Raw genomic sequence first — 25,728 nt, 5'->3', positions numbered from 1 at the left:
GGTCGTGCGACGCTCGATCGCTCAGAAGGCGACGTCGGACGCGTCCCCGAAGGGGCTGTCGACGTTGGAGTCGTTCAGCGTCAGGTCCATGTCCGTCGTGGACGTGGAGTTGTCGTTGAAGGAGTCGTCGGCCGTCCAGGTGTTCGAGTTGTCGACCATGGATTCGTCGTTGAACGAGTCGGTGAACGACCAGTCCTGCGAGTTGTCCGTCATCGAGTTGTCGGAGTTGTCGACCACCGAGTTGTCGGAGTTGTCGGAGTTGTCCGAGTTGTCCGAGTTGTCGCTGTTGTCGGAGTTGTCGTTGAACGAGTCGGTGAACGACCAGTCCTGCGAGTAGTCCTCGTTGAACGAATCGGTGTTCCAGGTGTTGCCCGTCCAGACATCGCCCATGCTGATGTCGGTGTTGACGTCCATCACCGTCGCGTCACCGCCGGCGGCAGCCGAGCCGTCTCCGGAGGCGATGTTGCTGCTCTGCCCGAAGTGCTGGCTGACGTCGCCGCCCGCCGAGATGTTCTGGTTGACCGACTGGTCGTTGAGCGTGGTCCTTCCGTCGATGCTGAGCGACCCCGTGCCCGCCATGGCTGCCATGCCACCGCCGCCGGCTCCGAGGCTGACGTCGCCGAAGCCCGTGTTGAACTGCCGCACACCGGTGGTGACGGAGTTGTCGTAGAGCGTGTTGTACGAGTCGGTCACCGAGTGGTCCGAGTTGTCGCGCCACGAGTGGTCGGAGTTGTCCGAGTTGTCGTTGTACGAGTCGTTGGTCGAGTTGTCGGAGTTGTCGCTGTTGTCCGAGTTGTCGGTCACCGAGTTGTCGGAGTTGTCCGAGTTGTCGTTGTACGAGTCGTTGGTCGAGTTGTCGGAGTTGTCGCTGTTGTCGGAGTTGTCGCTGTTGTCCGAGTTGTCGGTCACCGAGTTGTCGGAGTTGTCCGAGTTGTCGCTGTTGTCGGAGTTGTCCGAGTTGTCGGAGTTGTCGCTGTTGTCCGAGTTGTCGGTCATCGAGTTGTCGGAGTTGTCCGTGACGGAGTTGTCGGAGTTGTCCGAGTTGTCCATCACCGAGTTGTCGCTGTTGTCCGAGTTGTCGCTGTGGTCGTCCGTGTTTCCGGAGTTGGCGATACCCAGGTTCCACTGGGATCCGGAGGTGTTGGCGTTGCCGTCGAGAGCCATGATCGATTACCCCTTCATCGTGAATGTGCCAGGTGGCGCGTGTTACGAGTGTGCGACCACGGCCCGTTCGCGGCATCGGGGGGCGCCCCGAGGGCTGTAGGGGCGGGCCGGGGGCATCGGCGTGGTCGGCACGGGGATCGATAGGGGTCGGCAGACGCCCGGGGGTACGACAGAGGGTCCGGATGCCATGGCATCCGGACCCTCTGGGAGCTGGTGTCGAACCGCGTCAGCGGACGACGACGGCGAGCACGTCGCGAGCCGAGAGCACGAGGTACTCATCGGCGCCGAACTTCACCTCGGTGCCGCCGTACTTGCTGTAGAGCACGCGGTCACCCACGGCGACGTCGAGCGGAACGCGGTTGCCGTTGTCGTCGATGCGGCCGGGGCCCACTGCCACGACCTGGCCCTCCTGGGGCTTCTCCTTGGCGGTGTCGGGGATGACCAGACCGCTTGCGGTGGTCTGCTCTGCCTCGACCTGCTGGATGACGATGCGGTCCTCGAGCGGCTTGATGGAAACCGACACGGTGTACCTCTTCTTTCGTGACTGAGTTCAGAAGATCATTAGCACTCTCGAGGTGAGGGTGCTAACTCCAGTGTATGCCGACGTCTGGCACTCATGCAATGCGAGTGCCAGCCCCTTCAGGCCCTGTCGCGCTTTGCGCACTGGGCCCGAATGGTCGCAACCCACGCGGCGAGGCAGCCATATGGGCCCAGCCGACGAAGAGCCTCGACGACGCTCCGCGCGCGCTGGGCCCGAATGGTTGCAACGCACGCGGCGAGGCAGCCATTTGGGCCCAGCCGCCGACACGCGGCGCCGAGCGCACGCGCCGTAGGCTGAGCGGGTGGAGATGTCCGAATTGACCGCGCTGCTCACGCGTGAGGGTCTCGCGCTGCTCGACGAGGTCGGAGCCGTCGAGTCATCGGCCGACGTCGCTCGATCCGTGTCGCGGCTGCGCGCGGCCGGCCACTCCCCCGATCTCGTCTCGGCGGTGGTCGGCCAGGCCCATCTGCGCGTGAAGGCGCGGGCGAAGTTCGACGAATTCGCCGACCGGATGCTGTTCACCCGGGCCGGCCTCGAGCAGGCCACCCGCCTGAGCGTCGCGACCATGCACGCCGTGCGGCTGCGGCGCGCCGGGATCACCCGCGTCGCCGACCTCGGCTGCGGCATCGGCGGCGACAGCCTCGCGTTCGCCGGCGCCGGACTGTCCGTCGACGCGGTGGATGTCGATGAGGTGACCTCGGCCATCGCCGCGTACAACCTGGCGCCGTTCCCCGGAGCGACCGTCCGTCGGGGCGTCGCCGAGGACAACGTTCCTGATCAGGGGGCCGTCTGGCTGGATCCCGCTCGGCGGACGGCCGGGCACAGTGAGACGACGCGCACCTCCGCCGCGGACTGGTCGCCGTCGCTCGACTGGTGCTTCGACGTCGCGAGGCGCCATCCCACCGGCATCAAGCTCGGGCCCGGCCTCGACCGCGACCTCATCCCCGACGACGTCGAGGCGCAGTGGGTCAGCGCCGACGGAAGCGTCGTCGAGCTCGTGCTGTGGAGCGGCGAGCTCGCGCGGGACGGCATCCGACGCTCCGCCCTGGTGATGCAGGCCGGCGAGACGCACGAGATCACGGCGGCGGCCGATGCCGCCGACGAGCCGGTGCGTCCGCTCGGCGCCTACCTGCACGAGCCGGACGGCGCGGTGATCCGCGCGCGGCTGATCGGAGAAGTGGGCCGGATGCTGGATGCGGGGATGATCGATGAGCAGATCGCGTACCTCACCGGCGACGCGGCGCTGACCTCCCCGTTCGTGCAGTCGTTCCGCGTGCGCGAGACCATGCCCGCGCACGTGAAGACGATCAACCAGGCGCTGCGCGCGCACGACATCGGGCGTCTCGAGATCAAGAAGCGCGGCATGGACATCGACCCCGCCGCGTTCCGGAAGAAGCTGGCCCTGAAGGGCTCCGAGGCGGCGACGCTGATCCTCACCCGCACGGCATCCGGCCGGGTGGCGATCCTCGCCGATCGGGTCTGATCAGCCGCCCGACGCGCCCGTGCTGCCCGGAGTGCGGATGATCGTCAGCGTCGGACCTCGGGAGTTCGACTCGTGCATCTCGTACCTCACGTCGTCGACCTGCAGGGAGTAGACGCCGTCGGAGGGATCGCAGGCCTTCGCGACGGCATCGTTCGCCGGATCGGAGACGAGGATGCACGTGCGCCCGTCCTGGGAGAGGAAGATCGGCACGTCGTCGTCGTATCCGAGGATCTGCAGCGAAGTCGGATCGACCCCGTCGGCTTCGAGCACGCGGATATATCGCCGCTCATCCTCGGTGTACTGCGCCTCCCAGTCGAAGCCGGCCGCCATGTCGTACCGCTGGACGATCAGCACTTCGCGTCCGGTGATGTCGGTCACGAGGGTCGCCCAGTACGACCACTGCACGTCGCCGTCGGAGCGGTTCAGCGAGACGCCCACCGGCTGGGCGAACGGCGTGTCCTCATCGGTCGGCGACATGCACTGGTGGCCGTTCCGGTCGATGACGTGGATGGCCAGGCAGATCTCCTCACCGTCCTTCGAGGTCGCGCGCCACAGCGCGGCGTCGTACTGCTCACCGAGGTAGGTCATCGAGCCGGGGTCGAAGCGCGCGGTCTTCTCGATCTCGGCCATCGCCTTCGCCTGCTCCGCCGACATGGCGGGGGTGCGGTCGCGGTTCAGCAGCATCCAGCCGCCGCCGAAACCGAGCAGAAGTGCGATCAGCGTCGAGAGCACGAGCAGCGGGATGCTCGGCCGCCGGCGCCTCGGTGCGGCGTCGGCGTCGGCGGGTGCGGACGGCTCGTGCGCGTCGGGCACGCCGACCGCGTCCTGCGGTGCGTCGATCAGCCCGTGCTCGACCGGAGGGTGCTCGTTCAGCGACCGATCGTGATCGCGCGGCTCCGGCTCGCCCCGCTCCGCCGGAGAGGCGGAATCACCAGCCGCGGGAACCGTGTCCGGCGCGACCACCGGATCGGCGGCGGCGCGGGCATCCAGTTCCCGAAGCTCGGCGAGCTCGGCGTCGTTCGCGCCGCCGCCCACGGCGAACGCCCGGCGCTGCAGCTCACGTCGTCGTGAGCTCTCGGCCTGGTTCAGCATCACTCACCCTAGATTCTCGAGCTGCATCGCGGCCCACAGCAGCCACCCCGCGCTGAACAGCGTGGCACACAGACCGAGCACCAGCGCCCAGGACGCCAGCGAGCGGTTCTCGATCGGACGGCGCAGCGACATGATCGCCGCGATCACCGCGATGATCGCGACGGGAATGCCCCAGCCCACAAACATCGACGTCGCGAGCGCGACGATCGCCGCCACCAGCGCCCAGGGCGCCAGACGCGCGTCGTCGACGGGCGTCGCCCCGGTCGACGGCTCCCACTCCGCGGTCGGCTCGTCGGCATCCGGATGCGCGGCCGCGGTGCGCTCGACGGGCACCGGCGCCGTCGGCAGCCTGCCGTACCCCTTCGACGCACCGGGCACCGCGGCACCGCCGTCGGGCCTCTCGACCTCGGGGGTGGGCTGCTCGATGCGCGGATCGCTCATGCCGGGCTCACTTGGATCTCGGTCACCGGCAGCGTGGAGTCGGCGCCGAACCCGAGCGCCGACGGCCCGCGGCCGTTCGCGATCAGCTCAGCCGCGAGGCCCGCGATCATGGCCCCGTTGTCGGTGCACAGCGACAGCGGGGGGATGCGCACGGCCACACCGGCGGCCGCGGCCCGCTCGAGGGCGACCTCCCGCAGCCGCTGGTTGGCGATCACGCCTCCGCCCAGCAGCAATCGCGGCACGCCGCGGTCTTCGCACGCGGCGAGCGCCTTGGTGACGAGCACGTCGATGACCGCCTCGCGGAAGCTCGCGGCGACATCCGCCACCGGCACCTGCTCGCCCGCCGAGTCGGCCCGCTCGACCCAGCGCGCGACCGCCGTCTTCAGCCCCGAGAACGAGAAGTCGTAGCGGTGCTTCGCCATGTCGGATGCCTTCGACAGCCCCCGCGGGAAGCGGATCGCCGTCGGGTCGCCGTCGGCGGCCGCCCTGTCGATCTGCGGCCCGCCCGGATACGGCAAGCCGAGCAGCCGGGCGACCTTGTCGAAGGCCTCGCCCGCGGCGTCGTCGACCGTCTCGCCGAGCAGCTCGACGTCGGTCGTCAGGTCGCGCACGTGCAGCAGCGAGGTGTGCCCGCCCGAGACGAGCAGGGCGATGGTCGGATACTCCAGCGGCGCGGTCGCGCGGTCGTCGGAGGTGAGGATGTCGGCGGCGATGTGCCCGACGAGGTGGTTGACCGCGTACAGCGGCTTGCCCAGCGAGACGGCAAGGCCCTTCGCCGCGCCGACGCCGACCATGAGGGCTCCGGCCAGGCCGGGGCCGCTGGTCACGGCGATCGCGTCGAGCTCGTCGAGCGTCACCCGGGCCTCGGCCAGCGCGCGCTCGATCGACGGCTGCAGCGCCTCGAGGTGCGCGCGGGCGGCGACCTCCGGCACGACGCCGCCGTAGCGGGCGTGCTCGTCCATGCTCGACGCGATCGTGTTCGACAGCAGCTGCCGGCCGCGCACGATGCCGATGCCCGTCTCGTCGCAGCTCGTCTCGATCCCGAGCACCAAGGGGCCGGTCATGCGCTCGTCTCCTCTGCGGCATCCGGATTCGCGGCCCGGGCCTTCTCCTGCGTTTCGCGCGCAGCGATCTCCGCCCACGAGCGCAGGTCGAGGCGCATCACCACCGCGTCGACGTCGCCGGGCTGGTAGTACCCGGGCCGCCGCCCCAGCTCGACGAAGCCTTCCGAGGAGTACAGCGCCCGCGCGACGTCGTTGTCATCGCGCACGTCGAGGAACAGCTCACGCGCCCCGCGCTCGACGGCGGTCGCGATCAGCGCCCGCAGCAGCGCACGCCCTCTCCCCCGGCCGCGAACCGCCGGGTCGAGAGCGATGGTCTGGATGTCGGAGTCGGCCGCCCCCTGCAGAGCGCGCACTCCGCCGTAGCCGACGACGCGCTCTTCCTCGAGATCGACGAGATAGACGTTGTGCAGACTCGAGATCTCGGTGCCCATCGTCTGCTCACTCCACGCGTCGGTGGGGAAGCCGCGCCGCTCGAGATCCATGATGGCGGGGAGGTCGTCGAGGGTCGCGATGCGCAGAGTCATGAGCTCACCCGCTTCGGGGCGCCCGGCTGCACCACGTCGGGCGAGCGGAGGTAGAGCGGCTCGGCGTCGGCCAGCACGCGGCCGGCCGCGATCGCCCTGGCGCCGACCCGGGCGAGTGCCGCAGCCGACAGCTCGGTGCTCTCGTGCACCGGTTCGTCGCGCTCGACGCCGCGCTTCTCGAGGCGGGTCGGTCCGGTGAGATGCGGGATGCCGTCGGCATCCACCCCGTCGAACACGCTCACCGCGATCTCGCGGCGGCGGGCGTCGGTGACGACCTCGAGCGGCCCGTCGGCGTTCGCGTCGAGGGCGATGGCGAAGTGGCTGGGGATCGGGACGAGAGGGATGCCGCGGCCGAGCGCGAAGGCGCGCGCTGCGGCGATCCCGATGCGCAGCCCGGTGAAGGGGCCTGGACCCATGCCCGCGACGACGTGCGTGATGCCGGGGCGCGCGACCTGCGCGAGCAGATCGCCGATCACCTCGGCGTGGCCGAGCGGATCCGGGGTGCCCGCCTCGGCGACGACGCGGCCGTCGGCGTCGATGACGGCGACGGCCGTTCCGAGCGAGGTGTCGACGGCGAGGATCACCCTTTCAGATTAGTCGGCGCGGTGCCGATCAGCTGAGCAGGGCGCGCAGCGGGTAGTCCTGCCCCTCGAGGATGACCTGGACGGTCGCGCCGGTGGCCTTGTTGGCGATGATGGGAGCGAGCAGATTCACGTGCACGCCGTCTGCGGTGCGGCTCGCGACGACGAGCAGCAGCGCGTCATCAGGCGCCGTCAGGCCGAGGGCGTCGACGTGCTCATCGGTCAGGACGGGCGAGTAGTCCGCCACGACCGTCTGCGGGTCGACCACGTAGAGCCGGAGTGCGTCGTCGTCGAGCGCGTCGAGCGAGAAGAGTCCCTCCGCACCGTCGATCGGGTCGAGCCGGAAGCGGGTGTGCGGGGCGAGACCCAGCGGAGGGGTGACGAAATCGAGAAGCGCGGTCATCGCAGGAACTCCAGAAGTGAGGGCTGCAGCACACGGCCGGTGACGGCGAGCGCCGAACGGTAGACGAGCTCCTGCGCCTGCAGCTTCACGAGCACCTCGACCGAGTCGACGTCTTCGACCGCGGCTCGTCGCGCCTCGAGTGAGACCGAATCCTGCACCGTCGCCTCCTTCGCCCGCTCCATCTGCGACTGCCGGGCGCCGACCGAGCCCTGCACACTCAGCATCGCATCACGCCGCTGATCGATCTCGTTCAGCCGGGGGCCGACGTTCTGTCCGCCACGCAGGTCGGCGACGATGTTCGTGATCAGCGCGAAGACGGAGTCCGCTCCGCTGCCGTAGACCGCGGCGCCGTCGCTGTCGACGCGGATGGACGCGTCGTCGGACACCCGCCGGACGACCTCCGCGCCGGGAAGTCCGCTGAACACGCCGTTCGAGTCGAAGGCGGCGGTGTCGGAGGTGCCGGCGAAGACCGAGCGGCCCAGCACCGTGGTGTTCGCCCGCGCGAGCAGCTCATCGCGGATGCCCTCGAGCTCGACCGCGATGGCCTCCTTCGCCGTCGCGTCCAGCGCCCCGTCGTTCGCTCCCTGCACGGTGAGGTTGCGGGCACGGGCGAGCAGCGCGGTGCTGGCGCTGATCGCCGAATCGGCGGTGGCGAGCCAGGAGATGCCGTCGTCGATGTTGCGGGCGTGCTGTTCGGTGCGACGCTGCTCGGCGTGCAGGCGCAGCGTGGTGGCCGCCGCGTTCGGATCGTCGGAGGGCGCGAGGAAGGCCTTCTGCGAGTTCGCCTGCTCTTGCAGACGAGACAGCTCCGACAGGTTCGCCTGCAGCTGGCGCATGGCCGTCTGCGTCATGGATGACGCGGTCACGCGAGAGATCATGGTCGTCCTCCTAGCGGCCCACGAGGCCGGTGCGGTTGATGAGCACGTCGAGCGATTCGTCGACCGCGGTGAGCACCCGCGCCGCAGCCTGATAAGCCGTCTGGTACGTCAGCAGGCTGATGGTCTCCTCGTCGCTGTCGACGCCGGCGACCGACCGCTGGGCTCCGATCGCGGTGACCGACGCGACGTCCGAGAGCTTCGCCCGCTGGATGTCGCCCGCCGTGCCCACCGCGAATGCCGCGACGACATCGCCCCAGATCGAGTCGGGCCCGCCGGGCTTGCGGCCGAGCTGAGAGATCGTGTCGGCGTTGCCGGCGTCGAGCGGACCGCCGCCCGGCTTCGCGACGGCGAGGTCGGATGCCTGCTGCACCGCCACGGTGAGCCCGAGCGCCGCGGGCCCCGTCGCCGACAGCGCGAAGAAGTCGCCGCCGTTCTGGCCGCCGGCGGTCACGCCGAGCCGGTGCTGATCGTTGACGCTCGCGGCGAGCGCGGTGGCCACCCGGTTGTACGACTCGGCGAGGCCGGCGAGGGTGCCGCCGTCCTTGGCGGGTGCGAGCACGCTCAGCATCCCACCCAGCTCACCGCCGTCGATCGACACGGGGAAGCCGCTGGGTCCGCTCCACGACACCGACAGCGCCCCGGGCTGGTCGATGGCGGTGGGGCCGGTGAGCGTCAGCGACCGGGCATCCCCTCCGGAGACGAGGGCGTTGCCGTCGATGCGCACCGTCATGGTGCCGTCGGCTTCGAGTGTGCCTCTGGCGCCGGTCAGCCGGGCCGTGGTCTGCACGAGGGCATCCCGCTGGTCGATGAGCTCGTTCGCCGAGCGGCCGGCGCTCAGCGCGTCGCGGATCTCGGTGTTCAGCTGGGCGATCTGCGATGCAGCGGTGTTGATCTGCGCCACCGAGCGCTCGGCGGCCTGCCGGCCATCGCTCCACTGGGTCGCCACCGCGCGGTACCCCCCGGCGATCTGTGTCGTCAGCTCAGCCGCCGACTGCAGCACCGTCGCCGCGGCCGCGCCCTGATCAGGGGTGTTGCCGAGGTCCTGCCACGAGTTCCAGAACTGGGTCAGTCGCGCGGAGAGACCGTGCGCGCTCGGCTCGGCGAGTGCGGTCTCGGCGGTGGTCGCGGCGAGCGCGCGGGCCGACCAGAATCCTGCCGCGGATGCCGTGTCGCGGACGCGTGCGTCGAGAAGCGCGTCGCCGAGGCGGGCGATCCCGTCGACCGAGACGCCGTGACCGGGAAGCGCGCCCATGCTGAATCTGCCCGATTGCGCCACCGCGGCAATCGCCGACGTGCTGACCCGCTGGCGCGTGTACCCCGCGGTCGCCTGGTTGGCGATGTTCTGCCCCACGACGTCCATCCCGCGACGCGCCGCGGCGAGAGCGCTGGCTGCGGTGCCCAGCCCACTGAAAGTCGACATGTTCCTCACATCTCCGTGTCGATGATGCGCGCGGAGTTCTCGCGGGCGCGCTCACCGTGGGTGGTGTATTCGCCGGTGTCGTCGCCGAGGCCGGCGATCGTCTCCTGCGTGGCGCGCATGACCGCTCGCAGCTGCTCGGAGTTCGCGTCGCGCAGCCGGCCGATCTCATCGGCCAGTCTGATCAGCGCGCTCAGGTGCTCAGTGAGCACGTCGCGCCAGGCCCCCACCGGCGCACTGTCGATGAGCTGCCGGATGCCGGCGCCTTCCGGCGCGTGCCACTCTGCGGCGAGCGCCTCCGCCTCGACCACGCGGGCGATGCTCGCCGAGCGGAGCCCCTCGAGTACCTGCTCGATCTCGCGGGTCGCGAGGTGCATCCACCGTGAGCGGCCGGCGGCGAGCAGCAGCTCCTGCTCTTCGAGCTTGAACAGCAGCAGCTCGAGCAGTTCGCGCTCGCGCCACAGCTGCATCGACAACTCGTTGGCTCCCATTGGCCCTCTTCCCCAGTGAACGACAGGCCGAACGGCCGATCGGAATTAGCTATCGGCCGCACTGCTCGGATCGTTATCAATCGCACTATGGGGATTTCTCCCCATCTGGATATCATTCATCTCATGGTAGGGGGGGGACCCGGCCATACGGGAGCAGCTTCCTGCTCCGGTATTCGTACGGAGGACCTTGCCATGCCGACGATTGACGAGCGCAATCGCCTGATCGAAGAGAACCTGCCACTGGTGGGATACCTCGCCTCGGAGACGCACGCGCGTGCGACGCACGTACCGCGCGAGGAGTTGGCGTCGGCCGGTGCCCTCGCGCTGGTGACTGCGGCCGACGCGTTCGACCCGTCGCTGGGCGTGCCGTTCGGAGCCTACGCCCGCCGGCGCATCCTCGGCGCGTTCGCCGATGAGATGCGCTCGATGGACTGGGCCACCCGCGGCATCCGTCGTCGCATCAAAGAGACCACCGCGGTGCAGGAGACGCTGTCGGCGGCGCTCGGCCGTCAGGCGTCCGTCGCCGAGATCGCGACGACGATGGGCGTCTCGCACGACGAGGTGACCGGCGCCCTCGCCGACGCCGCGCGCACCGTGACGACGCTCGACGAGGTGTACGAGTCGGACCTCGCCTCGATCATGCCGCTGCCCGAGGAGTCGGCCGTGGTCGCCGAGCGCCGCACTGTTCTCGAGCACGCCATCGCGGCGCTGCCCGAGCGGATGCGGTCGATCGTGCACGCCGTGTACATCGACGAGCGCCCGGTGAAGGAGATCGCCGAAGAGCTCGGCGTCTCGCACTCCGCCGTGTCGCAGCAGCGCGCCGAGGCGATCCGTCTGCTGCGGGATGCTCTGGAACGGTACTACCGCGACGGGCAGGAGGCGCCGACGACGTCGCGCGTCTCGGCGTCGGTGCGCGAGGGCTTCTTCGCCCGCATCGCCGAGAGCGGCGGGGCACGCATCGCGCGCGCTCTCGCGACGCCAGAGGTCGCCACGACCTGACGACTTACGACCCGCCTCCGCACGCCGATAGGTGTGGGTGGAGCCCACGGACGGGCTCCGTACGGATCCCATCACGGAGGAACACATCATGGGTATGCAGATCAACACCAACGTGTCGGCGCTCAACGCCTACCGCAACCTGTCGTCGACGCAGAACGACCTGTCGAAGTCGCTCGAGAAGCTCTCGAGCGGTCTGCGCATCAACCGCGCTGCCGACGACGCAGCCGGTCTGGCGATCAGCGAGGGCCTGCGCTCGCAGGTCAACGGCCTGAACGTCGCGGCCCGCAACGCCCAGGACGGCATCTCGGTCATCCAGACCGCAGAAGGCGCCCTGACCGAGGCCCACTCCATCCTGCAGCGCGTGCGCGACCTCGCGGTGCAGGCCGGTAACGACTCGAACAATGACAAGTCGCGCGCCGCGATCGCGACCGAGGTCACCGCCCTCGGCGCCGAGCTCAGCCGGATCGGTAGCTCCACGAACTTCAACGGCATCTCGCTGCTGACGGGAGCCACCGCGGGTGACGGTGCAGGCAAGCTCACGTTCCAGGTCGGTGCCGGTGGCGCAGCCGCCAACGACCAGATCGCCGTGGACCTGACCGGCGCAGACGTGGCGACGATCGGCGCGGCGGTCACTACGCTCGCAGGGACGGGCTTCGCCGACGCGGCGGCGGCGCTCACGACGATCACCGCGCTCGACGGTCACATCACGAGCATCTCCACCGCGCGCGCCGGCCTCGGCGCCGCGCAGAACCGTTTCGAGTCGACGATCAACAGCCTCAAGGTCTCGGCAGAGAACCTGTCGGCTGCCGAGAGCCGCATCCGCGAGACGGACATGGCGTCGGAGATGGTCAAGTTCACGGCGAAGAACATCCTGTCGCAGGCCGGAACCGCCATGCTGGCTCAGGCCAACCAGTCGACCCAGGGCGTGCTGCAGCTGCTGCGCTGATCCTGATCGACCGTCCCCGGGTGAGCGACCCGAACGCTCACCCGGGGTCACCCCCTCCGAAAGGCTGGCATGGCACTCTCGCTCGACGGTCTCGTCTCAGGCCTGAACACGACCGAGCTCATCAAGTCGCTGATGGACGTGCACTCCATCCCCAAGAATCTGCTGAAGTCGAAGATCGCCGACAAGGGCGTCGTGATCTCGAACCTGCAGTCGCTCAACGCCTCGCTGCAGGATCTCGCCACCAAGGCGAAGGCCGCGAGCCTTCCCGGCGCGATGACCGCCTTCACCGCCACGTCGACGTCGAGCGCGGTGACCGTCACCGCGGGAGCCGACGCCACCCCCGGCACCATCGACATCGTCGTCGATCGCGTCGCGCAGCGGCACTCGATCGTGTCGGCACCGCTCGCCGCGTGGCCGGATCAGCCGCCCGTCATCACGCTCCAGAACTCGAAGGACGAGCGCGTCGAGGTCACCGCGGCGTCGACGTCGATGCAGGACGTCGCGAAGGCGATCACGCAGGCCGGCTTCGGAGTGAAGGCCACGGCGGTCAGCGCCGGGTCTGCCGCCGACGGCACTCCCCTGTACCGCCTGCAGCTGAACGCCGCAGATCCCGGAGCGGCCGGATCGTTCACCGTGCTGCGCGGCGACATCGCCGCAGCCCAGGCGGGCACCGCGGTCGACATCCTGGCCGACCCGAGCGCCGCGACGGTCTCGACCGGAGCCGACGCGCAGGTGCGGCTGTGGGCCGGCACCACCGCCGAGCAGGTCGTCACCTCGGCGAACGGCACCTTCACGGGCCTTCTCCCCGGTGTCGACGTGACGGTGACCGCCGCGTCGACCGAACCGGTCACGATCAGCGTCGCGACCGATAGCGCCGCCCAGGCGAAGGCGCACGAGGCGTTCGTCGCGCAGATCGCGAAGATCCTCAGTGGCATCGACAAGGGATCGACCGCGACGGTGCCGTCCGGCTCGGGCGAGACGACGACCCTCGGCGTCTTCACCGGCGACAGCACCGTGCGCGCCCTGCGGCGTGGGCTGGCGGATGCCGTGCAGTACCCGGTCGGCGGCATCTCGCCCTCGAGCATGGGCATCTCGATCGACAAGAACGGCGTGCTGTCGTTCGACCAGGAGCGGTTCACGAAGGCTCTCGCCGAGAACCCCGAGCAGGTCAGCGCCGTCTTCTCGGGCGTCGCCACCCGCGTGCAGGATGTCGCGAAGAGCTACTCCGACAAGTACGACGGGCTGCTCACCGCCCGCATCACCGGTCAGCAGAACGAGGTCGACTCGCTCGGCGAGCAGGTCGAGCGGTGGGACGTGCGCCTCGCGCAGCGCAAGGCCACACTCGAGCGCACCTACGCCCAGCTCGAGGTGCAGCTCGCGCGCATGCAGTCGCAGTCGTCATATCTCACCTCGCAGCTGTCGGCACTGACGCCGCCGCAGAAGGGATCCTGAACATGAACGCCGCCCTCAAGGCACAGCAGCGGTATCGCGAGCTCGCCATCCTCTCGGCAGGCCCCGAGCGTCTGCTCACCATGCTGTACGACCGCCTGCTGCTCGACATCGAGCGCGGCGAGGCGGCGCAGCGGACGGGCGACTGGGCCGAGGCGAACACCCAGCTGCAGCACGCGCAGTCGATCGTCGCCGAGCTGACCTCCTCGCTCACCGACACGTGGGACGGCAGCGCCGGACTGCGCGGGGTGTACACCTTCCTCACCCAGACCCTGATCGGCGCCAACATCGGCCGCGACCCCGAGCGCACCCGCACCTGCGCCGAGCTGGTCGCCCCGCTGCGCGACGCCTGGCACAGCGCCGCCGAGTCGATGACGCCGGCCGAGCAGACGGCCGCCGCCCGGGCATGAGCGTCGCGGAATGGGCCGATGAGCTCGATCGCCTCGAACGCGAGCTCTACGAAGACATGCATGTGACAGAGCCGTGGCATCCGCCCACGACGCCGATGCCGGCCGTGTTCGCCGATCGCGCCTGCGCGCTGCTGCTGCATCAGCAGGAGCGGATCGCCGAGATCCGCCGGCATCAGGACGCGATCGCCGACCAGCTCGTGACGCTGCGTCGGGTTCCGGATGCCGCCGCCGACGCCTCGGCGTATCTCGACGTCGTCGGCTGAGTCGCCTAACGCATTCGCACGATCGGTCGATAGAGCCTGACGAGCAGGGATCGCTCGCAGGAATCGGCCACGGATAGGCCTCACCCCACTGACGGATGGAAGCCGGTTCGTGTTCGATTCTGTGACCATGTCCGCGCTCTCGAGCGCGCTCGACGGCCTGTCGCTGCGCCAGCGCGCGATCGCCGACAACATCGCCAACATCAACACCCCCGACTACCACGCTAAGCGCGTGCAGTTCGAGGACGCATTGTCCGAAGCCGTCAGAGCCGGCCACGGCCGGGCATCCGCCACCGTCGGCGAGTCGCTCGAGCCGACCCGCCTGAACGGCAACAACGTCAACCTCGACACCGAGACGCTCTCGAGCATCGACACGATGCTGCGCTACCAGTTCGCCACGCAGGCGATCAACGGCTCGTTCTCGTCGGTGCGTGCAGCGATGAGGACGTCATGACCTTCGACGCGATCGGCATCGCCGGCACCGGACTGACCGCGCACCGCAAGTGGCTCGACGCGCTCAGCGACAACATCGCCAACATCAACACCGCCGTCACCCCGGCCGCCCCCGCGTTCCAGGAGCGGTACATCGCCGTCGAGAACAGCCCCCACTCCCCCGGCGTGTACGTCGCGGGAACCGAGCTCGGCAGCGCCGAAGGGCGGCTCGTGCACCAGCCCGACCACCCGCTCGCCGACGCCGACGGGTACGTGCGCTACCCCGACATCGACCTCGGCGACCAGATGAGCCAGCTGATCATGGCGCAGCGCGGCTACCAGGCCAGCGCCGGCACCGTCGACCGCGTGCGCAACGCGTATGAGGCAGCACTGCAGATCGGACGCAGCTGATGGACGCCCTCTCGAGCATCGACGCCCTCTCGTCCGCGCTGCCCACCTCGCTGACCTCGGCTCCGACCCGCAGCACGAGCGACGCGTCGTTCGCCACGAGCATCACCGGCGCCGTCGACGAGCTGCGCGGCCTGCAGTCGCAGTCCGACGCACTGAAGGTCGCCGCCGTCACGGGTGACCTCGACGACATCCACTCGGCGATGATCGCGTCGACCCGCGCCGCCGTCACGCTCGAGCTCGTCGCCGCCGTGCGCAACAAGGGCGTCGACGCGTTCAACGAGATCATGCGGATGCAGGCCTGATGCCCACTGCGGTCACGAACATCTTCCAGCGCGCCCGGCAGGCGATCGCCGGCTTCACGATGGCGCAGCGCACCATCGCGATCATCGGCCTCGCGGTGCTCGCGCTCGGCATCGCGGCGCTGCTGAGCTGGGCCTCGCGCCCGACCATGTCGCCGCTGTTCACGGGACTGAGCGCCTCGGACGCGAACGCGGTCGTCGAGCAGCTGCGATCGGCATCCGTCTCGTACCAGCTGACCGACGGCGGGGCGACGGTGCTCGTGCCCGACGCCGACGTGTACGACCAGCGACTTGCCGCCGCGGCGGCCGGACTGCCGAGCGACAGCTCGGAGGGCTACTCGCTGCTCGACGACCTCGGCGTGACCACCTCCGAGTTCCAGCAGTCGGTGGCCTACAAGCGCGCCATCGAAGGCGAGCTCGCCGCGACCATCTCGTCGCTCAAGGGCGTCTCGGCCGCGTCGGTGCGCCTCGCCATCCCCGAGGAGAGCGTGTTCGTCTCGCAGACCGTCGACCCGACCGCGTCGGTGTTCATCGAGACCGGTCGCTCGGCGCTGAACGCGACCCAGATCGAGGCGATCGTGCATCTCACCTCGGCGGCCGTGAGCGGCCTGAAGCCCGAGAACGTCGCGGTCGTCGACCAGAACGGACGCACCCTGTCGTCGGTGGGCATGGGCGCCACCGGCGGAGTCGATCGTCAGGCCGGCGACTACGAGACTCGCGTCGCCAAGAGCGTGCAGGAGCTGCTCGACAAGGTGGTCGGCCCCGGAAACGCCACCGTCACCGTGGTCGCCGAGGTCGACAGGTCGGTCAACGAGCGACTCGAAGAGACCTACACCCCCATCGAGGGCGGCGCCTCGTCGTCGGAGCACACGCGCACCGAGACCGGCAGCGGCGGACAGGGTGGCGCCGGCGTGCTCGGGCCCGACAACATCGCCGTGCCGTCGAACGGCTTGGGAACGTACGAGGTGACCGAGGAGACCCGCAACAACCTCATCAACAAGGCCACCCAGACCACCAGCACCCCGGCGGGTTCCATCACCCGCCAGTCGGTGTCGGTCGCCGTCGACGCCGGGGTGGGCGACGAGATCGGATCGGGCCAGCTCAGCGACCTGGTCGCGGCCGCGGCCGGCATCGATCGCACGCGCGGCGACCAGCTGACCGTCGAGATGGTGCCGTTCAGCCAGCAGGATGCGAAGGCCGCTCAGGCGGCCCTCGACGCATCGAAGAAGGCGGCCGAAGACGAGCAGCGCATGGCCCTGCTCGGCACGGCGCTGACGGTCGTCGCCATCGCGGCGCCGCTGCTGGCCGTCGTCGTCTTCCTGATCGTGCGCGCCCGCCGCAAGGCACGCGAGCCCGACGAGTTCGACGCGATGTTCGGAGAGCGCGCTCCGTCTGTGGCGGCGTACGCCGGCGCCGCGTCCCTCGAGTCGCCGCTGACCGTGCCGCTGCCACTCACCGCTCCCGATCCCGCTCCACTTCCCGCCACCGAGGTGCTGGCCGAGCTCGAGTTCGAGGCGGAGCCGGCGCAGGTCAGCCTCGAGCGCCGCCGCGGTGAGATCGAGACGCTCAGCCGTCGCGACCCCGAGCGCACCGCCGAGCTGCTGCGCACGCTGCTCTCGGAACGGGCGGGCGTATGAAGACCCTGACCGGACGGCAGAAGGCCGCCGTCGTGCTGATGAACATCGACCGCGCCGCGGCGATCGAGGTGATGAGGCATCTCTCCGAGGCCGAGGCCGAGGCGATCACGGCCGAGATCATCGGCCTGCAGACCCTCGACGCGACGACCACCGCCCAGGCGCTCGGCGACTTCCAGCGGATCGCGGCCGGGCACCTGCCGCCCGGGCGCGGTGGACGCGACATCGCGGCGAGCCTGCTCGAGGCGTCGTTCGGCTCCGAGCGCGCGGCCGCGCTGCTGGGCCGCGTCGGCTCGACGAACTCGGCGTTCGACTTCCTCGCTGCGGCCGACCCCGCACAGGTCGCCGGCCTGCTCGACGGAGAGCTCGCGCAGACGGTCGCCCTGGTGCTCGCCCACCTGCCCACCGACAGCGCGGCCGCGGTGCTCGCCGCCCTGCCCGAAGCCGCCCGCACCGACGTCGCGCACGCGATCGCGACGATGGGCACCGCCACGCAGGACGCCATCGCGATCGTCGCCGAATCGCTGAAGGCGCGCACGGGTCTGCTCGCGACACGCGACGCCCCCGAGCGCCTCGGCGGTGTCGAGCCGCTGGTCGAGATCATCAACCGCTCGGATGCGGCGATCGAGAAGGCGCTGCTCGAGAGCATCGAGAACCGCGACCGCTCACTCGCCGACGACATCCGCTCGCGCATGTTCACCTTCGCCGACATCGTGCGCCTCGACGACCGCGATGCCCAGCGCGTGCTGCGCGGAGTCGACATCCGCACGCTGGCACTGGCGCTGAAGGGCGCCAACGAGGGCATCGCCGAGGTGATCCGCCGCAACGTGTCGGAGCGCAACCGCGAGAACCTCGACTTCGAGAGCCGCAGCCTCGGACCGGTGCGCATCTCGCAGATCGAAGAGGCACGCGCCGAGATCGTGCACATGCTGCGCGGCATGGAGGCCGCCGGCGAGATCTCGGTGCAGCGCACCGACGAGGACGAGTATGTCTACTGACGCCTTCGCCCCGGCGGTGTTCCCGCGCCTGCGGGACGCCGACGCCGACGCCGAGCGCCGCCGGGCCCGGCAGCGCGGCTACGCCGACGGGCACGCCGAGGGCTTCCGGGTGGCCTCTGCCGCTGCCGCCTCCGCCGCAGCGGCCGCGCGAGCCGAGCGCGAGCAGGCGGATGCCGAGGCCGCCCGCGCCCTGGCATCCGCCCTCGCCGCTCTCGACGCCGCGGCCGACGCGCTGTCGGCTCGCGCCGACGCGCTCGCCCAGGCGGACGAGCGGAGGATGTCGGCGCTCGCGGTGGAGCTCGCCGAGACGATCGTGGGCGAAGCGCTCGCCGACCGGGAGTTCGCCGCGCTGAGCGCTCTGCGCCGGGCCCTGTCGGCCGGCGACGGTGATCGGCCGGTCGAGGTGCGGCTCAGCACCGCCGACGAGCAGCTGCTCCGCCAGCACACCGCTGTGCCGCCCGGCCTCCCCCTCGCCGTCGACGACACGCTCACCGCAGGCGATGCCGTGGTTGTGCTCGACGACGGGATGGTCGACGCCCGGATCGGCGCGGCGCTGCAGCGCGCGCGGCGCGCCCTCGACGAGGTGTCGTCGTGAGCGGCTGGGCGGGCGTGCTCGACGCCGCCCGCCCGGAGCGGGTCGGCACGGTGTCACGCGTGCGCGGCCTCGGGGTGGAGGTGCGCGGCATCCACGGCGCGGTGGGCGATCTGGTCGAGCTGGGAGACGGCGTCGAGGCCGAGGTCGTCGCCAGCGGACCCGACGGACTGAGCTGCATGCCCCTCGCCTCGACATCGGGCCTGACTCTCGGCATGCCCGTGCGCAGCCGCGGCGGCCGCCTGCGCGTGCCGATCGGACCGGCTCTGCTGGGTCGGGTGCTCGACGGCCTGGGCCGTCCGATCGACGGCAAGGGACCGCTCGCCGCGCCCATGGTCGACCTCGATCACGCGGCCCCGTCGATCCTCGGACGCGACCGGATCGTGAGCCAGCTGCCGCTGGGCGTACGGGTGCTCGACACCATGATCGCCGTCGGCCGCGGCCAGCGCGTGGGCCTGTTCGCCGGGTCGGGCGTGGGCAAGTCGTCGCTGCTGTCGATGATCGCCCGCGGCACCGACGCGGATGCCACGGTGATCGCCCTGGTCGGCGAGCGCGGTCGCGAGGTGCGCGAGTTCCTCGAAGACGACCTCGGCCCGGAGGGCCTGGCACGCTCGGTCGTCGTCGTGTCGACCTCGGACCAGCCGGCGATGACCCGCATCCGTGCCGCGTACACGGCGACGCGCATCGCGGAGGGCTTCCGCGACGAGGGCGCCCACGCGATCCTCATGATGGACTCGCTGACCCGCGTCGCGATGGCGCAGCGCGAGATCGGCCTCTCGGCCGGCGAGCCGCCCGCCACCCGCGGCTACCCGCCGTCGACCTTCTCGATCCTCGCCGGTCTGCTCGAGCGGGCCGGCACCGACCGGGGCGGCTCGGTCACCGGCATCTACACCGTGCTCGTCGACGGCGACGACCACAACGAGCCGATCGCCGACGCCGTGCGCTCGATCCTCGACGGGCACGTCGTGCTCGACCGGGCCCTCGCGCTCTCGGGGCACCACCCCGCGATCGACGTGCTGGCGTCGGTGTCGCGCGTGGCCGGCAAGATCACCTCGGCAGACCGCCGCGCCATGACCACGACGCTTCGGGCCGTGCTCGCCGCGCGCCGCTCGGCGAACGACCTGATCGACATCGGCGCCTACCAGGCAGGGGCCAACACGAAGGTCGATGCGGCGATCGCACACGAGCGCGAGATCGCGGCCTTCCTGACCCAGCCGCTCGACGAGATCACCACGTCGGCCGAGGCATGGCACCGGCTGGAACGACTCGTCGCAGATCTCGGAGGTGCGTGATGACCCGCTCGTTCTCTCTCGCCGGACTGCTGCGCGTGCGGTCGATCCAGGAGCGCGCGGCCGCGCAGGAGCTGTCTCGCGCCGTCATCGAAGAGAACCAGACCCGCACGCGCGAGCGTCACCTGCGCGCCGCGCTGGCGGCGACCGACTCGGATGCCGTCGACGTGCGCTCTCTGGCCGCGATGGCCGCGGCACGTGTCGCCGGTCGCAGCATGCTCGCCGACCTCGAGTCGCTGGCGCACGTGCAGCAGCAGGCCGTCGAGCACGCCCAGTCGACCCACAGCGAGGTGCGCCGCGAGGTGCGCGGGCTCGATCGGCTCGCCGCAGCCCACGTGGCGCGGATGCGGGCCGACGCGCTGCGCGCAGAGCAGCACGACCTCGACGAGATCGCTCTGCGTCGCGGGGCCGAGGAGACCTCATGAGCCTGCCGATCGCGGTCGCCCCCTCCCCCGCCCGCAGCGCCGCCCCCGGGCCCCGCCCGACCGGTGGGTCGGCGGAGGACTTCGCCGCAGCCGTCCGAGAGGCGGAGGCACCGGGTGCCGAGCGCGCGCAGCCATCGAACTCGCGGCCGACGAGCTCGCAGCCGACCACCTCGCAGCCGAAGGATACGCAGGTCGACCGAGCGGACGACCAGACCGCGGACCGGATCGCGATGGGCGCTCTGCTCGGTTCGCCCGATGTCAGCGCGGCCCGCGTGCCGATCGGCATCCTGGTGCCAGACGCGTCGACCGACCAGCTGCTCGGCGCCGGCGACACGACCGCTCAGAAGGCACCGGCCGCCGAGGACGGCGCGCTGAGCGTGCCGATGCCCGCTTCGGCTGCGGCCGATGCGGCGGTCTCGGCGGCGGCATCCAGCGGTGCGCAGCACGTCCGCGCAGACGCCGCGGTCGCCGTGGCCGCGCCCGGCCAGGCGCCCGGCACCGCGGCTCCGAGCACCGCCGCCGCAGACAGCGAGGCGAGCGCCGACACGGCCGCACTCGGGGCGGGCAGCATGCCCGCCCGGGGATCCGCCACGGCCGCCGGAGGCACGATGCCGCAGCCGGGACAGGGCGAGGCCGATCGCGGCGGGGACGCCGACGCGATCACCGGAATCTCGGCGCCGCGCACTCCGGGCTCCCCGCTCGCCGCGAGCACCCTCAGTGCCTCGTCATCCGGCGCGCACGACCCGTCGGCGGCTGCGCTCGCCGCACCTTACGGCGCAGCGCTCACCCGGCAGGGCAGCGGTGCAGCCCAGGTCGCGACCGGCACTCCGGCTGTCGCCGAGAGCGCCGCGGCCCCGTCGGCGGCGACCGCGGCATCCGCTCCTCTCCCCGCCGCGACGGCCGCCGAGGCGCCGGCCGCAGGCTCCGCCCGCCCCGCCCTGCTGCCGCAGCTCAGCGGGCCGGTGATCGCCCTGGCGCGGTCGCCGCAGGGGCAGCACAGCATCACCCTGACCGTGTCGCCCGAGAACCTCGGACCGGTCACCGTCCGCGCGCACATCGTCGGCAGCAGCATCCGTCTCGAACTGCACTCCCCCTCGGACGCCGGCCGCGACGCTCTGCGCGTGATCCTCGCCGATCTGCGCCGCGACCTGTCGGTCGCAGCTCCCGGGGCATCCGTCGACGTCTCCGCACGAGACTCGGGGTCGTCACCCGACCCGCAGGCGCGACCCGACGCGGGGCGCTCCGAGACGCAGACGCGCGCAGACGCGCAGGCGCGCGGCGACCAGCAGCGCGCACACACCGGCGCCGCCGAGCCACGACAGGGCCCGCGTCCGGCATCCGTCGGCCAGACGCAGCCGACCGGCCCTACTGACCCCTCGTCGTCGCATTCGCGCATCGACGTGTACGCCTGACAGACAAGGAGCACGATGACCTCCGTCGAACCCGTCACAACCACCACCGGCGTGCACACCGGCAGCACGACGCCCCCGGTCACCCAGAAGAAGACCCTCGACTCCGAGGTGTTCCTGAAGCTGCTGGTCACCCAGCTGTCGAACCAGGACCCGAGTTCGCCGATGAACACCAACGAGATGATCGCGCAGACCACGCAGCTCGCCTCGATGGAGCAGCTCACGCAGCTCACGTCGATGACGTCCGAGAGCTTCGCGCTGAGTATGCGCCACACAGCAGCCGCGCTCATCGGCCGCGAGGCGCAGTACGTCGACGCCGACGGTGTCTCGCACACCGGCGTCGTCACCTCCGTGTCGTTCGCCGGCTCCGTCCCCTCCGTCACGATCGGCGACAAGAACGTCCCGCTCGACGCCCTCTCCGGACTGACTCTCACCTCCTCCTGAAAGGCTCACCATGCTCCGCTCGCTCTTCTCCGGGATCTCCGGCCTGCGCACCCACCAGACCATGCTCGACGTCACGGGCAACAACATCGCCAACGTCAACACGGTCGGGTTCAAGTCGTCCGCCGTGCAATTCCAGGACTCGCTCTCGCAGCTCGTGCAGAACTCGATGGGCCCGCGGGCCGACGCCGGCGGCTCGAACCCCGCCCAGGTCGGTCTCGGCGTGCAGCTCGCCGGCATCCGCACCAACTTCTCGTCCGGCGCCCCGCAGCCGACGGGCGTTCCGACCGACCTGATGATCGCCGGCGACGGCTTCTTCATGGTGCGCTCCGGGGGCGAGACGCTCTACACCCGCAACGGAGGCTTCTCGTTCGACGCGGCCGGCCGGCTCACTAGCGCCGACGGAGCCCTCGTGCAGGGCTGGACCGCGCAGAACGGCGTGATCACGGGCGGCCAGGCGCTGGGCAGCATCACCCTGCCGGTCGGCGCGGTCGTGCCCGCCGTCGGCACGACCCGCGCCGGGGTGACCGGCAACCTGCCCGCCGAGACCGCGACGAACGAGCAGCTCGTGCGCGACGTCCAGGTCTACGACACGGGCGGCAACGCCACGACGCTGCGGCTGACGTTCACCCGCACCGCCGGCGGCTGGGATGTCGAGTCCGGCGGCAGCACGGTCTCTCTGACGCTCGCGAACGGCCAGCTGACCGGCCCCGACGAGATCGTCTCGGGCGGTGTCACCGTCGACCTGACGAAGCTCACCGGCTTCAGCAACGTGAGCACCGTCGCCATCACCGAGCAGAACGGACGCCCCGCCGGCACGCTCTCGTCGTACGCGCTCACCGAGGACGGCAGCCTGATGGGCACGTTCAGCAACGGCGAATCGCGGGTGCTCGCCCGCGTCGCCCTCGCCGGCTTCACCAACCCGGGCGGGCTCGAGAAGGTCGGGTCGTCGCAGTTCCGCCCCACCGCGAACTCCGGCCAGGCCACCGTGGGACAGGCCGGCCAAGACGGCATGGGCGGCATCATCAGCGGCGCCCTGGAGATGTCGAACGTCGACCTGTCGCAGGAGTTCACGAACCTCATCGTGGCGCAGCGCGGATTCCAGGCGAACGCCCGCATCATCACCACGAGCGACGAGGTGCTGCAGGAGCTCACCAACCTGAAGCGCTGAGTCCGGCGCCTCCGGCATCCGGCCCTCCCGCCTGTCTGTCCGGCATCCGGCATCCGGCATCCGGCCCTCCCTTCCGTCGGCTGGGCCCGAATGGCTGCCTCGCCCCACGCGAGGCGGCCGTTCGGGCCCAGCTGGCGCGTGTTCTGCCGGGCGCGTCTCATCCTTTCGGCTGAGACGCACTTCACCCTTGCTCGCGATGTGCCGCGCGCGCGGCGCTGGTGAAGTGGAAGCATGCCTGATTCTGCGGTTCGCCCCTCCTTCTCCGACCGGCTGACCTCGCGCCGTGGCGCGTGGGTCTCGCTCGGTCTCGTCCTGCTCGTGATGGTGCTGCTGTTCGGGGCGTTCGGCTCAGCCAAAGCGCCCGAAGGCAACACCGCGGCCCCGCCCACCTCGGAATCCGGGCGTGCCAGCGCGCTGCTGGACGAGTTCCCGAACGCGGACCGCCAGTCGGTGCTCGTCGTCACCACGCGGGACGACGGGGCGGCTCTCACGGATGCCGACCTCGCCGGCCTGAAGGATCTGCTGCCCGTTCTCGACCAGCACACGGATGCCGATGCCACCGGCCCTCTCGTGAGCGAAGACGGCGAGGCCGCGCTGCTGGTCGCACCGATCACCGTCGGCGCGACGAACACCGCCACGGCGGAGGTGATCGGCGACATCCGCGCGGATCTCGCCGACAACCCGATCGACGGCCTCACCTCGCAGGTCACCGGCGGACCGGCCTTCGGCGCCGACGTCGCATCGGCGTTCGAGGGCGCGGACTTCACCCTGCTGCTCGTGACGATCCTCATCGTCGCCGTGCTGCTGATCATCACCTACCGCTCCCCGGTGCTGTGGCTGATCCCGCTGGTCGTCGTCGCCCTCGCCGACGGTCTCGCCGGCCGCATGGCCGCCGCCGCGGGTGCGGCCTGGAACCTGCAGTTCGATGCGGGCATCATCAGCGTGCTGGTGTTCGGCGCCGGCACGAACTACGCCCTGCTGCTCATCTCGCGCTACCGCGAGGAGCTGCTCGAGACCGAGAACCACCGTCGCGCGCTGAGCATCGCCTGGCGTCGCACGGCGCCCGCCATCCTCGCGTCGAACGTCACGGTCGTGCTCGCGCTGCTCACCCTCGTGCTGGCCGTCATCCCCGGCACCCACGGGCTCGGCGTCTCGAGCGCGATCGGCCTGGTCATCGCGCTGACCGCCGTGCTGTTCCTGCTGCCGCCGCTGCTGGCGGTGTGCGGGCGTGGCATCTTCTGGCCGTTCGTGCCGCGCCCCGGTCAGACCCGCGCCCAGGGGCGCGCCTGGCGTGGCCTCGCCACCCGGGTCGTGCGCCGGCCCGCGCTGAGCCTCATCGGCGGCGTGGCGCTGCTGGCCGTCATGGCGACCGGCCTCCTGGGCACCTCGGTCGGACTCGACCAGATCGAGAAGTTCCGTGTGCAGTCCGAGTCGGCCACCGGACTCGAGGTGCTCTCCGAACACTTCCCCGCCGGCGAGGCGCAGCCGATCCTCATCGTCACCGACAGCGACCACGCCGACGACGTGCTCGCCGCGATCGACGACGTCGACGGCGTGGTGCGCGCGCATCCGATCGGCGAGAGCACCGACGGCTCGCTGACGAAGCTGATGGTCACGAGCGAGTACGCCCCCAGCACGACGCAGAGCCTCGATCAGATCGCCGAGCTGCGTGACGCCGTGCACGCCGTCCCCGACGCGGATGCCCTGGTGGGCGGCGCGGTGGCCACCGACGTCGACGCCCGCGCCGGCAACCAGCAGGATCTGCTGCTGATCGCGCCGCTCGTGCTCGTCGTCACCTTCCTCGTGCTGCTCGTGCTGCTGCGCTCGCTCGTGGCGCCCGTGCTGCTGCTTCTGGTGAACCTCGCCAGTGCGGTCGCCGCGATCGGCGCGGGTGCCTGGCTGAGCCGGGTGCTGCTCGGTCAGCACGCCCTCGACCTGCAGGTGCCGCTGCTCGCGTTCCTGTTCCTCGTGGCCCTGGGTGTCGACTACACGATCTTCCTCGTGCACCGCGCCCGCGGTGAGGCGGCCACGCACGGCACGCGCGGCGGCATCGTCGAGGCGGTCACCCACACCGGTGGCGTGATCACCAGCGCCGGCATCGTGCTGGCAGCCGTCTTCGCCGCCCTGGGCGTGCTGCCCCTGGTCACCCTCGGACAGCTCGGACTGATCGTCGGGGTCGGCGTGATCGTCGACACGCTGGTGGTGCGCACCGTGATCGTGCCCGCGATCTTCGCCCTCGTCGGCGACCGGATCTGGTGGCCGAGCCGTCCGGTCCCTTCGCCCGCGAGCGGTTCGGAGGAAGAATCGAGCCATGAGCCTCGTGAGCATGCCTCTGTCACCCGGTGACGAGCCCGGGATGACCGGTCGTGGGGGGCGGGGGCGGGGGGGCGGCGCCGCGGGGGGGGGCGGCGCCCCCCCCCCCGGCGGGGGGCGGGGGGGGGGGGGGCCCGGCCACGCCCCCCCGCCGCCCCCCCCCCCCCGCGG

Annotated in this window: 29 protein-coding genes; 18 read left to right on the top strand and 11 right to left on the bottom strand. The window is 70.9% G+C overall.

Annotated features, from left to right (window positions below; translation table 11 throughout):
* Positions 1 to 21: 21 nt before the first annotated feature.
* A complete protein-coding gene (locus ACWIDW_RS10260; protein WP_454125018.1) occupies positions 22 to 1,164 on the bottom strand; it encodes a hypothetical protein in 1,143 nt (380 codons plus the stop codon).
* 226 nt (positions 1,165 to 1,390) lie between these two features.
* On the bottom strand, positions 1,391 to 1,687 hold the full coding sequence (groES, locus tag ACWIDW_RS10255) for a co-chaperone GroES (RefSeq protein ID WP_099196502.1): 297 nt from the start codon (positions 1,685 to 1,687) through the stop codon (positions 1,391 to 1,393).
* Positions 1,688 to 2,006: 319 nt separating this feature from the next.
* Between groES and ACWIDW_RS10250 the strand changes: the two genes are divergently transcribed.
* Positions 2,007 to 3,188: a THUMP-like domain-containing protein gene (locus ACWIDW_RS10250; protein ID WP_454125016.1), complete on the top strand. Its 1,182-nt coding sequence runs from the start codon at positions 2,007 to 2,009 to the stop codon at positions 3,186 to 3,188.
* On the opposite strand, the gene ACWIDW_RS10245 is transcribed toward ACWIDW_RS10250, so the two are convergent.
* Genes ACWIDW_RS10245 through flgN form a run of 9 tightly spaced genes read right to left on the bottom strand, consistent with a single transcriptional unit; the run spans position 3,189 to position 10,079 of the window.
* Entirely contained in the window at positions 3,189 to 4,280 is a 1,092-nt protein-coding gene (locus ACWIDW_RS10245; RefSeq protein ID WP_454125014.1) for a hypothetical protein, read from the bottom strand.
* 3 nt (positions 4,281 to 4,283) lie between these two features.
* A complete protein-coding gene (locus ACWIDW_RS10240; protein WP_454125012.1) occupies positions 4,284 to 4,721 on the bottom strand; it encodes a hypothetical protein in 438 nt (145 codons plus the stop codon).
* Complete coding sequence (tsaD, locus tag ACWIDW_RS10235) at positions 4,718 to 5,785, bottom strand: tRNA (adenosine(37)-N6)-threonylcarbamoyltransferase complex transferase subunit TsaD (protein ID WP_454125010.1); 1,068 nt, start codon at positions 5,783 to 5,785, stop codon at positions 4,718 to 4,720. The genes ACWIDW_RS10240 and tsaD overlap by 4 nt, the downstream gene beginning before the upstream one ends.
* Entirely contained in the window at positions 5,782 to 6,309 is a 528-nt protein-coding gene (rimI, locus tag ACWIDW_RS10230) for a ribosomal protein S18-alanine N-acetyltransferase (RefSeq protein WP_454125008.1), read from the bottom strand. Before rimI ends, tsaD begins: the two co-directional genes overlap by 4 nt.
* Positions 6,306 to 6,893 carry a tRNA (adenosine(37)-N6)-threonylcarbamoyltransferase complex dimerization subunit type 1 TsaB gene (gene tsaB, locus ACWIDW_RS10225; protein WP_454125006.1) on the bottom strand — a complete coding sequence of 196 codons (588 nt, stop codon included), beginning with the start codon at positions 6,891 to 6,893 and terminating at the stop codon, positions 6,306 to 6,308. Before tsaB ends, rimI begins: the two co-directional genes overlap by 4 nt.
* A 28-nt stretch (positions 6,894 to 6,921) precedes the next feature.
* A complete protein-coding gene (locus ACWIDW_RS10220) occupies positions 6,922 to 7,293 on the bottom strand; it encodes a flagellar assembly protein FliW (protein WP_454125004.1) in 372 nt (123 codons plus the stop codon).
* Positions 7,290 to 8,171 carry a flagellar hook-associated protein FlgL gene (flgL, locus tag ACWIDW_RS10215; protein WP_454125002.1) on the bottom strand — a complete coding sequence of 294 codons (882 nt, stop codon included), beginning with the start codon at positions 8,169 to 8,171 and terminating at the stop codon, positions 7,290 to 7,292. Before flgL ends, ACWIDW_RS10220 begins: the two co-directional genes overlap by 4 nt.
* A gap of 10 nt (positions 8,172 to 8,181) precedes the next feature.
* Entirely contained in the window at positions 8,182 to 9,591 is a 1,410-nt protein-coding gene (flgK, locus tag ACWIDW_RS10210; RefSeq protein WP_454125000.1) for a flagellar hook-associated protein FlgK, read from the bottom strand.
* Positions 9,592 to 9,596: 5 nt separating this feature from the next.
* Positions 9,597 to 10,079, bottom strand: a complete 483-nt coding sequence (gene flgN, locus ACWIDW_RS10205; protein WP_454124999.1) for a flagellar export chaperone FlgN — start codon at positions 10,077 to 10,079, stop codon at positions 9,597 to 9,599.
* Positions 10,080 to 10,271: 192 nt separating this feature from the next.
* Between flgN and ACWIDW_RS10200 the strand changes: the two genes are divergently transcribed.
* The 17 genes from ACWIDW_RS10200 (at position 10,272) to ACWIDW_RS10120 (ending at position 25,590) form a co-directional block, all read left to right on the top strand.
* Entirely contained in the window at positions 10,272 to 11,078 is an 807-nt protein-coding gene (locus tag ACWIDW_RS10200) for a sigma-70 family RNA polymerase sigma factor (protein ID WP_454124998.1), read from the top strand.
* A gap of 88 nt (positions 11,079 to 11,166) precedes the next feature.
* A complete protein-coding gene (locus ACWIDW_RS10195; protein WP_454124996.1) occupies positions 11,167 to 12,024 on the top strand; it encodes a flagellin N-terminal helical domain-containing protein in 858 nt (285 codons plus the stop codon).
* Between the two features lie 69 nt (positions 12,025 to 12,093).
* The gene (gene fliD, locus ACWIDW_RS10190; RefSeq protein ID WP_454124994.1) at positions 12,094 to 13,476 is read left to right on the top strand and encodes a flagellar filament capping protein FliD; all 1,383 of its coding nucleotides are present in this window, start codon (positions 12,094 to 12,096) and stop codon (positions 13,474 to 13,476) included.
* A gap of 2 nt (positions 13,477 to 13,478) precedes the next feature.
* Positions 13,479 to 13,883, top strand: a complete 405-nt coding sequence (fliS, locus tag ACWIDW_RS10185) for a flagellar export chaperone FliS (RefSeq protein WP_454124993.1) — start codon at positions 13,479 to 13,481, stop codon at positions 13,881 to 13,883.
* Positions 13,880 to 14,146, top strand: coding sequence for a hypothetical protein (locus ACWIDW_RS10180; protein WP_313355774.1), 267 nt, complete (start codon positions 13,880 to 13,882; stop codon positions 14,144 to 14,146). The genes fliS and ACWIDW_RS10180 overlap by 4 nt, the downstream gene beginning before the upstream one ends.
* A gap of 109 nt (positions 14,147 to 14,255) precedes the next feature.
* Positions 14,256 to 14,597, top strand: a complete 342-nt coding sequence (locus tag ACWIDW_RS10175) for a flagellar basal body rod protein FlgB (protein WP_313355775.1) — start codon at positions 14,256 to 14,258, stop codon at positions 14,595 to 14,597.
* Complete coding sequence (locus ACWIDW_RS10170) at positions 14,594 to 14,986, top strand: flagellar basal body rod protein FlgC (protein WP_454124991.1); 393 nt, start codon at positions 14,594 to 14,596, stop codon at positions 14,984 to 14,986. Before ACWIDW_RS10175 ends, ACWIDW_RS10170 begins: the two co-directional genes overlap by 4 nt.
* Positions 14,986 to 15,288: a flagellar hook-basal body complex protein FliE gene (gene fliE / locus ACWIDW_RS10165; RefSeq protein ID WP_454124989.1), complete on the top strand. Its 303-nt coding sequence runs from the start codon at positions 14,986 to 14,988 to the stop codon at positions 15,286 to 15,288. Before ACWIDW_RS10170 ends, fliE begins: the two co-directional genes overlap by 1 nt.
* The gene (fliF, locus tag ACWIDW_RS10160; protein WP_454124988.1) at positions 15,288 to 16,922 is read left to right on the top strand and encodes a flagellar basal-body MS-ring/collar protein FliF; all 1,635 of its coding nucleotides are present in this window, start codon (positions 15,288 to 15,290) and stop codon (positions 16,920 to 16,922) included. The genes fliE and fliF overlap by 1 nt, the downstream gene beginning before the upstream one ends.
* Positions 16,919 to 17,917 carry a flagellar motor switch protein FliG gene (fliG, locus tag ACWIDW_RS10155; RefSeq protein ID WP_454124987.1) on the top strand — a complete coding sequence of 333 codons (999 nt, stop codon included), beginning with the start codon at positions 16,919 to 16,921 and terminating at the stop codon, positions 17,915 to 17,917. Before fliF ends, fliG begins: the two co-directional genes overlap by 4 nt.
* On the top strand, positions 17,907 to 18,512 hold the full coding sequence (locus ACWIDW_RS10150) for a FliH/SctL family protein (RefSeq protein ID WP_454124985.1): 606 nt from the start codon (positions 17,907 to 17,909) through the stop codon (positions 18,510 to 18,512). Before fliG ends, ACWIDW_RS10150 begins: the two co-directional genes overlap by 11 nt.
* Entirely contained in the window at positions 18,509 to 19,801 is a 1,293-nt protein-coding gene (locus ACWIDW_RS10145; RefSeq protein ID WP_454124983.1) for a FliI/YscN family ATPase, read from the top strand. Before ACWIDW_RS10150 ends, ACWIDW_RS10145 begins: the two co-directional genes overlap by 4 nt.
* Positions 19,801 to 20,223, top strand: coding sequence for a hypothetical protein (locus ACWIDW_RS10140; RefSeq protein WP_454124981.1), 423 nt, complete (start codon positions 19,801 to 19,803; stop codon positions 20,221 to 20,223). The genes ACWIDW_RS10145 and ACWIDW_RS10140 overlap by 1 nt, the downstream gene beginning before the upstream one ends.
* Positions 20,220 to 21,635 (top strand): flagellar hook-length control protein FliK, encoded by a 1,416-nt coding sequence (locus ACWIDW_RS10135; protein WP_454124980.1) that lies wholly within the window; start codon positions 20,220 to 20,222, stop codon positions 21,633 to 21,635. Before ACWIDW_RS10140 ends, ACWIDW_RS10135 begins: the two co-directional genes overlap by 4 nt.
* A 15-nt stretch (positions 21,636 to 21,650) precedes the next feature.
* On the top strand, positions 21,651 to 22,076 hold the full coding sequence (locus ACWIDW_RS10130; protein WP_454124978.1) for a flagellar hook assembly protein FlgD: 426 nt from the start codon (positions 21,651 to 21,653) through the stop codon (positions 22,074 to 22,076).
* Between the two features lie 10 nt (positions 22,077 to 22,086).
* Complete coding sequence (locus tag ACWIDW_RS10125) at positions 22,087 to 23,244, top strand: flagellar hook protein FlgE (protein WP_454124977.1); 1,158 nt, start codon at positions 22,087 to 22,089, stop codon at positions 23,242 to 23,244.
* 231 nt (positions 23,245 to 23,475) lie between these two features.
* Positions 23,476 to 25,590 (top strand): MMPL family transporter, encoded by a 2,115-nt coding sequence (locus tag ACWIDW_RS10120; protein ID WP_454124976.1) that lies wholly within the window; start codon positions 23,476 to 23,478, stop codon positions 25,588 to 25,590.
* Positions 25,591 to 25,728 lie beyond the last annotated feature (138 nt).

The organism is Microbacterium sp. NPDC055312 (assembly GCF_053645675.1).
The sequence above is the reverse complement of the archived record's forward strand: the minus strand, read 5'-3'. Positions and strand labels throughout refer to the sequence as shown.

Coding starts and splice junctions, on each gene's coding strand:
- ACWIDW_RS10125 (WP_454124977.1), top strand. CDS start 22,087: ATGCTCCGCTCGCTCTTCTCCGGGATCTCCGGCCTGCGCACCCACCAG.
- ACWIDW_RS10140 (WP_454124981.1), top strand. CDS start 19,801: ATGACCCGCTCGTTCTCTCTCGCCGGACTGCTGCGCGTGCGGTCGATC.
- rimI (WP_454125008.1), bottom strand. CDS start 6,309: ATGACTCTGCGCATCGCGACCCTCGACGACCTCCCCGCCATCATGGAT.
- flgL (WP_454125002.1), bottom strand. CDS start 8,171: ATGATCTCTCGCGTGACCGCGTCATCCATGACGCAGACGGCCATGCGC.
- fliG (WP_454124987.1), top strand. CDS start 16,919: ATGAAGACCCTGACCGGACGGCAGAAGGCCGCCGTCGTGCTGATGAAC.
- fliE (WP_454124989.1), top strand. CDS start 14,986: ATGGACGCCCTCTCGAGCATCGACGCCCTCTCGTCCGCGCTGCCCACC.
- ACWIDW_RS10200 (WP_454124998.1), top strand. CDS start 10,272: ATGCCGACGATTGACGAGCGCAATCGCCTGATCGAAGAGAACCTGCCA.
- ACWIDW_RS10240 (WP_454125012.1), bottom strand. CDS start 4,721: ATGAGCGATCCGCGCATCGAGCAGCCCACCCCCGAGGTCGAGAGGCCC.
- flgK (WP_454125000.1), bottom strand. CDS start 9,591: ATGTCGACTTTCAGTGGGCTGGGCACCGCAGCCAGCGCTCTCGCCGCG.
- fliD (WP_454124994.1), top strand. CDS start 12,094: ATGGCACTCTCGCTCGACGGTCTCGTCTCAGGCCTGAACACGACCGAG.
- fliF (WP_454124988.1), top strand. CDS start 15,288: ATGCCCACTGCGGTCACGAACATCTTCCAGCGCGCCCGGCAGGCGATC.
- ACWIDW_RS10260 (WP_454125018.1), bottom strand. CDS start 1,164: ATGGCTCTCGACGGCAACGCCAACACCTCCGGATCCCAGTGGAACCTG.
- fliS (WP_454124993.1), top strand. CDS start 13,479: ATGAACGCCGCCCTCAAGGCACAGCAGCGGTATCGCGAGCTCGCCATC.
- flgN (WP_454124999.1), bottom strand. CDS start 10,079: ATGGGAGCCAACGAGTTGTCGATGCAGCTGTGGCGCGAGCGCGAACTG.
- ACWIDW_RS10245 (WP_454125014.1), bottom strand. CDS start 4,280: ATGCTGAACCAGGCCGAGAGCTCACGACGACGTGAGCTGCAGCGCCGG.
- ACWIDW_RS10130 (WP_454124978.1), top strand. CDS start 21,651: ATGACCTCCGTCGAACCCGTCACAACCACCACCGGCGTGCACACCGGC.
- ACWIDW_RS10220 (WP_454125004.1), bottom strand. CDS start 7,293: ATGACCGCGCTTCTCGATTTCGTCACCCCTCCGCTGGGTCTCGCCCCG.
- ACWIDW_RS10150 (WP_454124985.1), top strand. CDS start 17,907: ATGTCTACTGACGCCTTCGCCCCGGCGGTGTTCCCGCGCCTGCGGGAC.
- ACWIDW_RS10170 (WP_454124991.1), top strand. CDS start 14,594: ATGACCTTCGACGCGATCGGCATCGCCGGCACCGGACTGACCGCGCAC.
- ACWIDW_RS10195 (WP_454124996.1), top strand. CDS start 11,167: ATGGGTATGCAGATCAACACCAACGTGTCGGCGCTCAACGCCTACCGC.
- tsaD (WP_454125010.1), bottom strand. CDS start 5,785: ATGACCGGCCCCTTGGTGCTCGGGATCGAGACGAGCTGCGACGAGACG.
- ACWIDW_RS10120 (WP_454124976.1), top strand. CDS start 23,476: ATGCCTGATTCTGCGGTTCGCCCCTCCTTCTCCGACCGGCTGACCTCG.
- ACWIDW_RS10180 (WP_313355774.1), top strand. CDS start 13,880: ATGAGCGTCGCGGAATGGGCCGATGAGCTCGATCGCCTCGAACGCGAG.
- ACWIDW_RS10135 (WP_454124980.1), top strand. CDS start 20,220: ATGAGCCTGCCGATCGCGGTCGCCCCCTCCCCCGCCCGCAGCGCCGCC.